The following is a 12,986-nucleotide window of genomic DNA, read 5'->3' as shown; positions in this document are numbered from 1 at the left end:
CCCTAAATCCGATCATGAGTGCTCCCGTTCTGGTCATCGATTTCGGCTCCCAGGTGACGCAGCTCATCGCGCGGCGCGTGCGCGAGGCCGGCGTCTATTGCGAGATTGTCCCCTACAACAAGGCCGAGGAGGCGATCGCCGCCGCGCCGCCCCAGGCGATCATCCTTTCCGGCGGCCCGGCCTCGGTGATGGAGGAGGGCGCGCCGCGCGCGCCCCAGGCCGTGTTCGACGCGGGCGTGCCGGTGCTCGGCATCTGTTATGGCGAGATGGCGATGGCGCAGCAGCTCGGCGGCAAGGTCGAGGGCGGCCATCACCGCGAATTCGGCCGCGCCGACATCTTCATCGAGACGGACTCGCCGCTGCTCGCCGGCCTTGGCGGCGCCGGCCACCGCGAGCCCGTGTGGATGAACCATGGCGACAAGATCACCGCGATCCCGCCGGGCTTTTCGGTCGTCGCGACGAGCGAGAACTCGCCCTTCGCCGTGATCGCCGACGAGACGCGCAGGCTCTACGGCATCCAGTTCCATCCCGAGGTCGTGCACACGCCGCGCGGCGCGCAGATCTACAGCAACTTCGTGCTCGGCATCGCCGGCATCAAGCCGGAATGGAACATGCGCGCCTTCCGCGAGCATGAGATCGCGAAGATCCGCAAACAGGTCGGCAAGAGCCGCGTGATCTGCGGTCTTTCCGGTGGCGTCGATTCCTCCGTCGCCGCCGTGCTGATCCACGAGGCGATCGGCGACCAGCTCACCTGCATCTTCGTCGACACCGGCCTGATGCGCGCCGGCGAGAGCGAAGAGGTCGTCTCGCTGTTCCGCGGCCATTACAATATTCCGCTGGTTCACGCCGAGGCGCAGGACTTGTTCCTCGGCCGCCTCGCCGGCGTCAGCGACCCGGAACAGAAGCGCAAGATCATCGGCGCCACCTTCATCGACGTGTTCGACGCCGAGGCGCACAAGGTCGGCGGCGCGGATTTCCTGGCGCAGGGCACGCTCTATCCCGACGTGATCGAGAGCGTCTCGGCGACCGGCGGACCCTCGGTGACGATCAAGTCGCACCACAATGTCGGCGGTCTGCCCGCGCGCATGAAGATGAAGCTGGTCGAGCCCTTGCGCGAGCTCTTCAAGGACGAGGTCCGCGCGCTCGGCCGCGAGCTCGGCCTGCCGGAAAGCTTCGTCGGCCGCCATCCGTTCCCCGGTCCCGGCCTCGCGATCCGCCTGCCGGGCGAGATCACGAAGGAGAAGCTCGAGATTCTGCGCAAGGCCGACACGGTCTATCTCGACGAGATACGCAAGGCCGGTCTCTACGACAAGATATGGCAGGCATTCGCGGTGCTGTTGCCGGTCAAGACGGTCGGCGTGATGGGTGACGGCCGCACCTACGATTACGTCTGCGCCTTGCGCGCGGTGATGAGTTCGGACGGCATGACGGCGGATTACTACCCGTTCGAACATTCCTTCCTGGCACGGGTGAGCACCCGCATCGTGAACGAAGTCCGCGGCATCAACCGCGTGGTCTACGACATCACGAGCAAACCGCCGGGCACGATCGAGTGGGAGTAGGGGTGAAAAAAGCGTGGGTTGGGGGACAGGCGCGGACAGGATTGCAAAGTGGAATCAATTGGTCGGCTTCGTAGTCCTTGAAATATCCTTGGGCCGATCTTGGCAGCAGATCGGCGTTAGCTTGGGACCGTCGACAGCAATGCGCGTGTCTCGGCGACGACGCGGTCCTGGAATTTTGGATCGCGCAAAAGCTCGGAGCCTTGCATGGGATGGCCGCTTTCGTCGTAGTAGACGCCGGTTTGGCCGGATGTATCGATCAGGATATTGATGAACACGCGCGCGGCTCGCTTTGGCGTGCTTAAAACCTTCATGAACGGCGCCAGCAGCGGGGCGATATAATACGCTAGGAAGAAGAAGATGTTCGCGTTGCCGTGAAGGCCGGTGTTGAACATGATGCCCGGCTCGATGGCGTTGACATGCAGCCGCGGATTTTCGCGCGCGAGCACCATGGCCGTGGCGATGTTGCACTGCTTGGACGTGGCATAGGCGTCGAAGCCCGCAGGCTTGGCGCCGCCGGGTTGCCATTCGCCGCGCGCGCTCGCCTCGGCGGAGATGTAGCGGCCGCCGCGAAAACCGGCCCGCTTGGCGGGTCCGCGCTCGGGATCTTCGGTGGCCGAGCCGACGAAAAGGACATTCGCACCATCTTTCAGGTGCGGCACGAGCGCCTCTGTCAGCGCGAACGGCCCGAGGTGGTTCGTCGCGAACGTCATGTCCCAACCGGCTGCGTTCTTCGCGACCCGCGGGCTTTGGACGCCCGCGTTGTTGAGCAGCCCGACGATCCGCAGATCGAGCGCGATGATTTGCGCGGCGGCGCGGCGTACGCTCGCCAGATCTGACATATCGCACAAAACCGGCACCGCGTGCCCGCCCCATCGCTCGATCTGCGTCTTCACGTCATCGAGCTTGCCGCTACTGCGGCCCACCAGCACAAGCGTGCCGTGCCCGGCCATTCTAAGAGCGGTCTCGCGCCCGGCGCCCGAGGTCGGCCCGGTGATGATGTATGCCTTGCGAGCTGAGGGATTTCTCAAGTCCGCTTTCGACATTGCGCTTCCTCAGATCTGCATGCCGCCGGGACGGCCGATCCCCCGGCTGCCGCCGGTGACGATCGCGATTTTGCCATCTGACATAATTACTTTTTCCGTTAGGAACCGGCGTTCCCGAGCCGATTGCGTTGATCGATTGTGGTAGCCGAAGGCCACAAAGCGGAATGCCGGAACGCGCCCATTTCTTGCCTATTCCTGCTTCGCGGCATTCTCATTGGCGGTTTCAACGCGAACGGAAGGGTCGGACGTGCCGATCAATTGGCGCAAGCGCTCCTGCGCTATACGGATAGCCGGCTCGGAGAGAGCCCGTTCGTGATGGCCATCGACGGGTTGGCCATCGTGCGATTGGATCATCCGAAGCCGCCGCGCCACATGATCTCCAGGCCGGCGGTGTGCATCGTGGCGCAGGCGCCAAGTGGTCGGTGCTCGGCGACAACAAGCTCGAATACAGGGCGGGGCAGGCTCTCCTGATCGGCGTTGAGGCGCCCTCAATCGGCCGGGTGGTTGAAGCGAGTCCTGGGCGGCCATGTCGAACGGACACTGGGCAGGACGTTCCGCAGCTTTCGAACATTAGCGGACTTGGCTAGCCTGCACGGACGACGCGTTGCAGCAGCGGCCGAAACTCTTCGAACGTCATGGTTCGCCGGCCGGTCATCTTGCCGCCATCGTCCCAACGCCTCAGGCGCACCGCGTCTTCGTGGTGTTCCAGACGGCGGAACGCAGCGACCTCGGCGGCGCTCATGGGCCCGCCCTGGAGCGACAGGCTGTGCTTCGACGGCTCGGAGAGCTTGTCGTAATAGGTTTGGTCCGTGGCGCAGAGATAGCGCTTGGCGGCGACATGCAGACGGACGACCTCGGTGACGGCGGTCGGGAAATAGCCGTCCAAAACCTTCGCGCCCGCCGCTTCGTGGAGCCTGTCCATGGTGTCGTCGTGGGAGTACGCGCCGAATTCGCCGGTGAAGTGCCCGATGTCGTGCAGAAGCGCGGCGGCGATCAGAGCGTCGGACGCGCCTTCGGCTTGCGCCAGGGTGGCGGTCTGCAGCATGTGTTCGGCCATGGTGACCCTTTCGCCGAGATAGGCTTCCGCGCCGCGCCGCTCGAAAATATCGGCGATCCGGTCGATGATGTCCGTGCTGTCCGGGCTGGTCATGGGCTGGCTCCCTCCTCCTCCAGCGCGGCGATGGTCGACAGCAGGCCATCGCTGTCCGCATAGCATCCTTGCAGCCAGCGCTCGCCGCTGCTGGTGATGGCGCTGCGCGCATGCAGTACGCGCAAATTGTCGACGATGAAGAGATCGCCCGGCGCCAATTTGAAGCGCACCGCCAAGGCCGGGTCTTCGATCAGTTCCGCCATGCGCCGGTAAGCGACGTAGTAATCCGCCATGTCGTCATAAGGGATGTCGGTGAAGGGTGCCGCGGAACGGTTGTTGAAGCGAACGGCGATCAGTTCGCCGTCCGGCCCGAGTTCGATGATCGGTCGTTTGGATCGCAGCCGGACGCCCTTCGCGCCCGAATATTCGAAGCGGGCGCAATATCTGGTGAGCAGGTCGAAGCCGCGCGGCGACTGCGCCTTCAGCCGCTCCGCCACCGCGAAGCCGTCGACGACGATGGAGTCGCCACCCTCGACGGTGTTTTCAAGACAGGCCAGGATTTGCAGACCGGGCGCCGGATCACGATAGGGATTGTCGGTGTGGGCCTGAAGACCGAGATTGGTGTAGGCGAGATTGTTGGGACTGACCTCGACCCGAACGTCGAACAGACGGCCGTAATTGGTCTCCCGCACATAGCCGAACAGTCTGACGATATCGAACGGGACGCCGGGCGTCGTCGGCGCGCCGGTCAAACGCGCGAAGCCATAGCGCCGGATAGCTTTCAGCCAACGCAGCCTCGCGGCCGCGTCGGCGCGGACATTGCCGTAGTCTTCCAGCGGCATGCCATCAGCCAGGCTGGCGTCCCAGCCGGCGATGTGAGGGCCGGTCCAGCCGGCGGCGTTCGGCGCGGGCTTGTCGTAAGCCTGGGCGAGCAGCCAGTCCGGCTCGAACGCCGCCACCTTGTCTTCCGGGGCGAACCTCAGGCGCAGCCGGCCCTCGGCCCAGGCCGCCTCCGCGATGTGCGTCTCGCGTGGAATGTCCAGAAGCGTCACCAGGCGTTGTCCATTGGTCGGGCTGCGGGTCGCGGCATCCTGGGCGTTGTCGCGGAGCCAGATGGCGTGGAAGCGCCGCGGCTCTCCCTTCAGGATAATCTCCAGGGCGGAGCCGCCGTCCAGCAGGCGGGGGGCTGAGGAGAGGGTGTGGTCCGGCAAGTGGTCGTCCTTTGCTCAGGCGCTACCGGGAGAGCGACACGGCGGGCAGGGGTGCGGCCACGCCGCCCGCGCCGATGCTCTGGTCCAGGGAGCGGCGGTAGAAGTAGATGGCCGCCACAAGGGTCGCGACGGCACCGCAGATCCCGGTGACATAGGCGCCCATCGTGAAGAATTGCAGCCAGTTCAGCGAGGCCTGGCCGAAATTGCGCCACAGCAAGAGCGCCACGCTGCCCATGTAACCGGACGAGTCCGCCACATAAATCAGGAAGCCGGCATTCGCGACCCGTCCGCTGGCCGCCACCAGCCGGTCGAACAGCACGGCGTTGATCGGATTGTAGGCGATGTAGAGGCCCGATCCGGCCAGGATCATCCACGCCAGAGGCGAGATCAAATGCATTTGGAACGCCAGGGTGGAGAGACCCAGCAGCGCAAACCCGCCCCCCACCATCGCATGGATGACCATCAGGGCCCGCCGGTTGTCGCGGACCACGATCACCGCCGCCATCCCGATCAGGGCAATGATCGCCACCGGCAGTTCGCTGGCGGAGAATATCGCCGCCTCGCCGCCATATCCCAGGGCGGTCCAGATTTCGGCGGCGAAGTTGTCGCGAAAATCGCGGAAGGCGGTGAGAAGGATATAGGCGAACACGATGGCGATCAGGCCCGGCCCATAGGCTCTCAGAAACTCGGCGCGCTCGGCGCCGTTCATCGGCAGGCGTTTGGCCCGCTCGGCCTCGTCGCGGGCGCCCGGCGGCGGCAATTGGCTGAGCACCCAGACCGAAATGAGCAGCAGCGGCATGAACAATGCGCCGGTCGCCGCCGGCATCCAGAACTGATCCACATGCCAGGCCTGGATCAGCCAGACGCCCACGGACTTCACCACGCCGGACGACAGAATGAAACTGGCGCACATCATCGAGGCCAGGACCTCGGATACACGACGTCCCTCCATGAAGCCGAACACCAGCCCCCAGATCATCCCGAGCGGCAGGCCGTTGACGAAGAGGGTGATCACATTCCACGGGGCGGGGATGAGGGCGAAGGCCACCAGCGCCAGCCATGAGACGCCGATCAGCCCGATGATGGCCGGGGCGCGACGGCGCGGCTCGATCTCCGAAATCACCTTTACGCCGATGAATTTGGAGAGGGCGTAGCCGGCCACCTGGGCGACGATCAGGGCGATCTTGTAATCGAGCGCGAAATGCCAGCCGGGCACATGGTCATATGTCGCCGCCGTGAACGGCTTGCGGAAGGCATACATCGCAAAATAGGCGGAGAACCCCGCCAGGCCGGCGACGGTGGTGAAAATGACGGGATTGCTTTTCGACAGCGCCCGCTGAAAACGACTATCCACTGCAACATCCTGAACCGCGTCGGCTTCTCCCATACTACGGGCTCATGACAGCTAAGCTTCGGCCCACGGATCGCGACCCTGATTACGCCGACGCCTCGGCCGCCTCCGCGTCCGCCGCAGCACCGCATCGGTCGGATGCAGTCAGCTCCGTGGGCGGCCGTCGCGCGCGTTCCTGTAGCCCAGCCGCTCCCTCAGCCGCGGGATGGCGAAGTCCAGGAATACGCGCAGCTTCAGCGGCACCTGGCGCTGGCTCGGATAGATAACGCTGGCCGGCAGCGGGGCCGGCTCATAGGCTTCCAGCACGGGCGTCAGCGCGCCATTCCGCACGAGGTCATCGATCAGATAGGAGAGCACACGGGCGATCCCGATGCCGTCCACGGCGGCGGCGACGGCGGCTTCCCCCAGGTTCACCGAAAGGCGGGATGCGACCGCGATGGTCTGCGGCGGGCCGGCGCCGAAGAACTGCCAGTGGCGCGCCGTCGGATGACCCTCGTGAACCACGCAGTCATGCTTTGCGAGATCCGTTGGTTTCTTCGGCGTGCCCCGCCGCTCCAGATAGGCCGGGCTGGCGCACAGGGTGACACGGATCAGCCCCACGCGCGCGGCAATCAGGCTGCTGCTGTCGGCCAGCGCGCCGATGCGGACGGCGAGGTCGACATGCTCTTCGACGAAGTTCACGTGCCGGTCCGTGAGTTGCAGCCGGATCTGGATATCCGGAAACGCCCGCAGGAATTCCTCGACGACCGGCAGGACATGGCTGCGCCCCATCACGGCGGGCGCGGTGATGATCAATTCGCCCTGGGGCGCGCGGTACTCGCCGGAGGCCGTGCGTTCGGCCTCCGCGATTTCCTCCAGGATCTGGCGGCACGACGCGACATAGCTCTGCCCGGCGTCGGTCAGGACCACCTTGCGATGACCCCGGTGGAACAGCCGGATGTTCAGATGCGCCTCCAGCTCGGCCACGCGTCGGCTGACCGTGGCCAACGGAATCCTCAGCTTACGGCTCGCCGCCGAGAGGCTTCCCGCATCGACGGCGGTCACCAGAATGGTCATGGCTTCGAGACGGTCCATCCGGCCTTCCAGATTTGGGAGGATTGATCCTGAAACTAAGCGCTACCCGCCCAGGTTGGAACCACCTAACCTTGTCCGGGGTCGTGGGCCCCCGCGTTTACGGGGCCGTCTTTGCAGGAAGTAACTGGCCATGGCCGCGCTCGAAGAGGATTTCCGGTCGAGGCTGCGGGAGGTGTCCGGCAAGGCGTCCTTCAACACCTGGCTCGGCCTGGAGGTCGACCAGGCGAGCGAAGGCGAGGTCGAACTCAGCCTCCCATGGCGAGCGGAGTTTGGGCAGTACAGTGGTTATCTCCACGCCGGCATCGTCTCGGGGCTGATCGACACGGCCTGTGGCTTCGCCGCCTCGACCCTGTCCGGTCGGGTGCTGGCGTCGCAACTGTCCGTTCGTTTCCTGAGGCCGGCCGTGGCGGACGTCTTCGTCGTCAGGGGGAAGGTGATCAAGCCCGGACGCCAACAGATATTCGCCTATGGCGCACTCTTCGCCCGCAACGCGCCCGACAAGCTCTTGGCCGTCGGCGACGCCATCCTCGTCCCGATCGCTTGAAGAACCCTCGCCGCCCCTTTGCGGGCAAGTCGGCCGCGATTGCTTACATCGCTTGGCATGACATCCCTTCCAGAATTGGAAGGTTGGCTCCCAGGCTTCGGCACTACTGAGGACGTTTCGAAGCGCCTACGTCCTCGTCCGTGTAAGGCCCAACAACCCAGCAAAAGCAGGAATGCGATGAAAGCCATCCAATATCGGTCCTTCGGCGACTACAGCGAAAACCGCCTGGTGGATCTGCCGCGCCCGGTGCCTCGCGATGGCGAAGTGCTGGTCGAAATGCGCGCCGTCGGGGTCAATCCTTTGGACAACACGTTCCGGTCGGGCCACATCTTCTTCGCAACGCCGGCGAACCTGCCCCGCGTGGGCGGCCAGTCCGGCGCCGGTGTCGTGGCCGAGACCAGGAGCGGCGCCTTCAAGGTCGGCGATCGCGTTTTCGTTGCCGCGCCCGGCTTTGGCCTCATGGCCGACGGGACCTGGCGCGAGTTCGTGGCCGCCCCGGCAGCCGGCCTCTCGCCCATTCCCGACGGGATCGATGACGATCACGCCGCGGCCTATCTCGCCGGCGCGGGATACCTGACCGGCTACCTGGCGCTGACGGAACTCGCGAAGTTCAAGCCGGGACAGTCCGTCCTGGCGCCCGCGATCGGCGGCGCCGTCGGCATGGAGACCGTTCAGGTCGCCCGCCGCCTCGGCGCCTCGCTGGCGATCTCGACGGCCGGCAGCACCGCGAAGGCCGAACGCGCCCGGGCGGCCGGCTACGAGCACGTCATCGATCTCTCCAAGGAGAGCCTAAAGGACGGCGTCCTGCGCATCACGCAGGGCAAGGGCGTCGATGTCATCGTCGACGGGGTCAGCGGAAAGCTGACCGGCCCGGCGCTGGCGTCGCTGGCTTCCGGCGGCACCTATGTGGTTGCGGGCTATGCCGGCGGGCGCGAGGCCAAGGTCAACGTCACCGACATCATCTGGAAGGCGGCGACCATCCGCGGGTTCACCTTCCGGCTCTTCGCGCCGCAGACGGTGGCGGCGGCCAGCGCCACCCTCGCCGGTTTTCTGAAGGAAGGAGCGCTCCAGCCGACGATCGGCAAGGCCTTCCCGATGTCCGAGGCGCCCGAAGCCGTCCGCTTCCTGATCGAGGAGCGCCCCTTCGGCCGGGTGATCATGAACCCGCAACGCTGATTGCGCGGCAGCGCCAACATCCACCAACCCTATCGAGGACCTCCATCATGGCCAGCTTCACCTTCACGGTCGAGGAGGGCATCGCGACGTTGCTCCTGTCCAATCCGCCGCAAAACCGGCTCAACAGCGCCACTTCGGCGGATTTCCGGGCGGCGGTGGAGAAGATCCAGACCGACCATGGCATCCGGGCGCTGGTCATCCGCGCCGCAGGCGGCAATTTCAGCTTTGGCGGCGACATCGGCAATTGGCTCCATGTCGACCCCGCCGCGATCGGCGCCAATATCGCCGAAGGGCTCCAGTGGCTTCGCGCGTTCGAGGAGCTCCGGGTGCCGGTGATTTCGGCGGTCCAGGGCATCTGCCTTGGCGGTGCGTTCGAGATCGTGCTGCGCACGGATATCATCGTCGCGGCGGAGAATGCGCGGTTCGGCCATTCCGAACAGACCCTGGGGCTTGTCACCCTCATGGGCGGCGTACAAAGGGTCGCCGAGCGCGCCGGCCGGGCGCGAGCCCTTCGCTGGGCCATGACCTCGGAGCGCGTGCCGGCGCGCGAGATGCTGGAGGCGGGCGTGATCACCGAGGTCGTCGCGGACGACCGGCTGGTGGCGGCGGCCTATGAATGGGCCCGGCGGCTCGGCAAGGGACCGACGCTCGCCCACGCCGCCCACAAGAAGATCATGAGCGCCTGGTCGAACGGCGGCGTGGCGGCGGCCGACGCCGTGATCCCGGCGCTGGCGGAACAGCTTTGGAAAACGGCGGACGCCCGCAGGGGCATCGCCTCCGCGCAGGACGCCATTCGCCGCGGCGTGGAGCGCCCCGTCCTCGATTTCGACGGCCGTTGAAGGCGAAGTCCCGCGCGACAGCGGCGAATTCCGAACTATCCTTCGGCGAACTTCGCCGTGACTTGCCGTGTCGTGGCGATAAACGCCTTGGCCGCCGCGGAGCAATAGGCGTTGCGCCGGCGAAGCAGCGCGGCGCGCCTAGATTCGAACGCAGGGTCGGTCTTCACGGTGGCAAGGCCCGCGCCGCTGACGTTTTGCGGCAGGATGGTCGCGAGGTCGGTCAAGCGGACGAGCTCGATCAGCGCCAGGATCGAGTTCGCCTCGACGGCAATGCGCGGCCGCAGGCCTTCGCCCCGGAAATAGCGGTCCACGATCCGGCGAGTGGAGAAAGACGAATCCAGCAGCGCCAGCGGCATGCCGGCGATTTCGGCCGCGGAGAGGATGGTCTTGCGCGTCGGCGACCGCTTCGCGCTGACGATCAGCGCCACGCGTTCCATATGCAGCGGCGTCACCTCGATGTCTTCGGACGGCAGGTCGCCGAAGCCGATCCCGAGGTCGAGCTCGTCCATTATCAACGACGGCGCGATCTCCTCCTGCGCCGAAACGCGGATCGAAAGCGTGATATTCGGATAGCTCGCCCGAAAGCGTTGCGACAACGGCGCGATCAAATAGGCGGCCACGCTGGGCGTGACCCCAAGGCGGAGCGAGCCGGCGGACAGGTCTTCGACATCCCGGATGGCGCGGGCGCCTTCGTCGAGTTCGCCCAATGCACGCCGGGCGTAATCGAGATAGACGTTTCCCAGATCCGTCGGTCGGATTTGGCGGCCGCTGCGGTCCAGCAGCTGCGCGCCCAGGCGCTGCTCGAGCTCCTTGATCTGTTGCGAAAGGGCCGGTTGCGACACGTGCAGTGCCTGCGCCGCGCGGGTGAAGCTGCCGAAATCGGCGACGGCCTTCAGGTAGCGGATGTGGCGAAGAAGCATGATCCATAATCCCTGCTTATGGGGTGCGTAATGAATCGGTCTTGGACGATTATAACCCGGAGACCTACTTTCCCTCCAGACGCACCGCTGTGGTGCGTCGCTTCGGAAACCCACAAAAGGCCCTCGTCAGGCGCCGCGCTCCTGCGGCGCGACCGATGGCGGCCGCATTGAAAGGAGAGTCAGTCATGCAACAGTTTGCGCGCGTTCTTACCGAAAATGGGGTCGTCCCCGTCATTCTTCGCGGCGACGACCATCTGGACCTGCGTTCGATCGTGCCGGATATCACGCCCGATGCCATCGCCAGCGGCGCCTTGACGGTGGTGGATACAACCGGGCTGTCGTCCCTCCGTGGCTCGTTCCGCTATCTCGCGCCGATCCGGGGCGTAAGGCAGATCGCGGCCACCGGCTTCAACTACAAAAAGCACATCGAGGAATTCAAGATGAAGCCGCCGACCGAGCCCGAGGTGTTCCTGAAGGCGATCACCTCGTTGACGGGCCCCGACGATCCGATCTCGCGCGGACCCAATCCGGGCACGATGTTGGACTGGGAAGTGGAACTGGCGATTGTGGTCGGACGCCAGGCGCAGGACATCACGGCCGCCGAGGCCGCCGACTACATCTTCGGCTATGTCTGCATCAACGATGTCTCCGACCGCGCCACCCAGGTCGACAGCGATGGTGGTCAGCATCTGGTCCGCGCCAAGTCCCGGCCGGGCTACGCCCCGATCGGACCCTACCTGACCACCGGCGTGGACGGCATGAACCTCGATCTGTGGACCAAGGTGAACGGCCGCTACGAGCAGCAGGGCGACACCAGCGACATGCTGTTCTCGATCAGCGAAATGCTGGCGTATTTCTCCAGGCACATGACGCTGCTTCCGGGCGATCTGCTGGCGAGCGGAACGCCTCCGGGCGTCGGCTTCGGCAAGAATCGGTTCCTGGCGCCGGGTGATGTGCTGGAGTGCGGCATCGCCAATCTCGGGGCCCAGCGGCATGAGATTCGCGATTGAGGGCGCCAGGGTCCTCTGTTCCCGGATTTGGCGCGAACATCCAGATCAGCGGTGGGGGACTGGGCCCCACCGCTGGATCAACGGATTACCAAGATAATAAAGTGGGATCTGGCATAGCGCAGGAGCAGTCATGACAGGACGGCAAGTCGCGTTGTATTTCGCCTGGAGCCGGCCGGATGAGGTCGCGGCACCGCTGGGCATTCTGGAAAACCGGTTTCCGGCGCTGTTCGAACTGCGCCGCATGGTCTGGCCGCGGCTCGAGAAATTCGCCGATCCGGTAAAATTCGATCAGGGCATCGGCGGCTTCCTCGACAACATACAACTGGCGAATTTCAAGCTGTTCGCCGACCTGGCGGCCTCATGGACCGGAAATCCTGTCCGGCGCGCCGAACGCAGGACGGATGCCGACCAGTGCGCCCTCGATGCGGAATTTCTCACCGGCGTCGATACGCTCGTCGTCATCAGCTTCGACTCGTCCCGGACGGGGCAGCGGGCAAGCGATGCGGAGATTAGCGCCGTCCGGTCGTTTCTCCAGAATCCGGACCACACGCTTTTCATATGCCCGCATCACGATATCGGCGATGCCGACGCCCTGCCCGAAAGCAAGCGGCTGGCGCGGCAGGAGCTCGAATTCCATCATCATGGCGATCCCGGCATTCCGGCGCGGCAATGTTTCGGCGATTTCGGCATTTCGCTTCTGGAGGCGCTGGGCCTGCCGGTCAGGAACCGCTTCGGCCTGCGTCCCGCGAAACTGCCGGACGGTTCTCCGGCGCCGCTTGACGTCGCCACGGAACTCGATCGCGCCGGGCTGATGGAAGGCGTCGCGACCTTCAATCTCCATCCGCATCTGCCGCATTTCGAGCGGCTCGGCGACGGCGGCGCGAAGCTGGACGTGCTGGCGCGCCAACCGATCGATCCCGGCGCCCCGCCGCATCCTTTCACCGCGGGTGGGCGATGGGATTTCGACGCCCTGCTTCAGTCGAAGCCCGACGCATTTCCGGGCCGCGTGTTGGTCTGTGATGCGACGACCTGGAGTTCCACGGCGGGCGGCGTCGACGGCCTGCAGCGCTTTTGGCGCAACGTCGTGCTGCTGAAGCGCGTTGTTGAATAAGGCGCCGAATCCGGGGCCTTGATCCATCGCAAGGACGCTGCCTGCCTTAGAGCAC

The 12,986-nt window shown here is 65.4% G+C and carries 12 protein-coding genes; 6 read left to right on the top strand and 6 right to left on the bottom strand.

Annotated features, from left to right (window positions below):
- Nucleotides 1-14 precede the first annotated feature (14 nt).
- A complete protein-coding gene (guaA, locus tag WDM86_16440; protein ID MEI9991620.1) occupies nucleotides 15-1,562 on the top strand; it encodes a glutamine-hydrolyzing GMP synthase in 1,548 nt (515 codons plus the stop codon).
- Between the two features lie 116 nt (nucleotides 1,563-1,678).
- On the opposite strand, the gene WDM86_16435 is transcribed toward guaA, so the two are convergent.
- The 5 genes from WDM86_16435 to WDM86_16415 form a co-directional block, all read right to left on the bottom strand.
- A complete protein-coding gene (locus tag WDM86_16435; GenBank protein ID MEI9991619.1) occupies nucleotides 1,679-2,605 on the bottom strand; it encodes an SDR family NAD(P)-dependent oxidoreductase in 927 nt (308 codons plus the stop codon).
- A 583-nt stretch (nucleotides 2,606-3,188) separates the two neighbouring features.
- Nucleotides 3,189-3,755, bottom strand: coding sequence for an HD domain-containing protein (locus WDM86_16430; protein MEI9991618.1), 567 nt, complete (start codon nucleotides 3,753-3,755; stop codon nucleotides 3,189-3,191).
- Complete coding sequence (locus tag WDM86_16425) at nucleotides 3,752-4,906, bottom strand: TauD/TfdA family dioxygenase (protein MEI9991617.1); 1,155 nt, start codon at nucleotides 4,904-4,906, stop codon at nucleotides 3,752-3,754. The genes WDM86_16430 and WDM86_16425 overlap by 4 nt, the downstream gene beginning before the upstream one ends.
- A 22-nt stretch (nucleotides 4,907-4,928) precedes the next feature.
- Nucleotides 4,929-6,260, bottom strand: coding sequence for a DUF5690 family protein (locus WDM86_16420; GenBank protein MEI9991616.1), 1,332 nt, complete (start codon nucleotides 6,258-6,260; stop codon nucleotides 4,929-4,931).
- 141 nt (nucleotides 6,261-6,401) lie between these two features.
- On the bottom strand, nucleotides 6,402-7,331 hold the full coding sequence (locus WDM86_16415; GenBank protein ID MEI9991615.1) for a LysR family transcriptional regulator: 930 nt from the start codon (nucleotides 7,329-7,331) through the stop codon (nucleotides 6,402-6,404).
- Nucleotides 7,332-7,461: 130 nt separating this feature from the next.
- Between WDM86_16415 and WDM86_16410 the strand changes: the two genes are divergently transcribed.
- From WDM86_16410 to WDM86_16400, 3 genes are all read left to right on the top strand, one after another.
- Nucleotides 7,462-7,875, top strand: coding sequence for a PaaI family thioesterase (locus WDM86_16410; GenBank protein MEI9991614.1), 414 nt, complete (start codon nucleotides 7,462-7,464; stop codon nucleotides 7,873-7,875).
- Nucleotides 7,876-8,052: 177 nt separating this feature from the next.
- On the top strand, nucleotides 8,053-9,051 hold the full coding sequence (locus tag WDM86_16405) for a zinc-binding alcohol dehydrogenase family protein (GenBank protein ID MEI9991613.1): 999 nt from the start codon (nucleotides 8,053-8,055) through the stop codon (nucleotides 9,049-9,051).
- Nucleotides 9,052-9,098: 47 nt separating this feature from the next.
- Entirely contained in the window at nucleotides 9,099-9,890 is a 792-nt protein-coding gene (locus WDM86_16400; GenBank protein MEI9991612.1) for an enoyl-CoA hydratase/isomerase family protein, read from the top strand.
- A gap of 35 nt (nucleotides 9,891-9,925) precedes the next feature.
- Here WDM86_16400 and cynR read toward each other — a convergent pair whose 3' ends face one another.
- Nucleotides 9,926-10,924, bottom strand: a complete 999-nt coding sequence (gene cynR / locus WDM86_16395; protein ID MEI9991611.1) for a transcriptional regulator CynR — start codon at nucleotides 10,922-10,924, stop codon at nucleotides 9,926-9,928.
- Nucleotides 10,925-10,965: 41 nt separating this feature from the next.
- Between cynR and WDM86_16390 the strand changes: the two genes are divergently transcribed.
- Nucleotides 10,966-11,820, top strand: a complete 855-nt coding sequence (locus WDM86_16390) for a fumarylacetoacetate hydrolase family protein (protein ID MEI9991610.1) — start codon at nucleotides 10,966-10,968, stop codon at nucleotides 11,818-11,820.
- A 130-nt stretch (nucleotides 11,821-11,950) separates the two neighbouring features.
- On the top strand, nucleotides 11,951-12,931 hold the full coding sequence (locus tag WDM86_16385; GenBank protein MEI9991609.1) for a hypothetical protein: 981 nt from the start codon (nucleotides 11,951-11,953) through the stop codon (nucleotides 12,929-12,931).
- The last annotated feature ends 55 nt before the right edge of the window (nucleotides 12,932-12,986 follow it).

Origin of the sequence: Rhizomicrobium sp. (genome assembly GCA_037200045.1) — a bacterium.
Classification (GTDB): Bacteria; Pseudomonadota; Alphaproteobacteria; order Micropepsales; family Micropepsaceae; genus Rhizomicrobium.
This window is presented reverse-complemented; position numbering and strand designations above follow the sequence as displayed.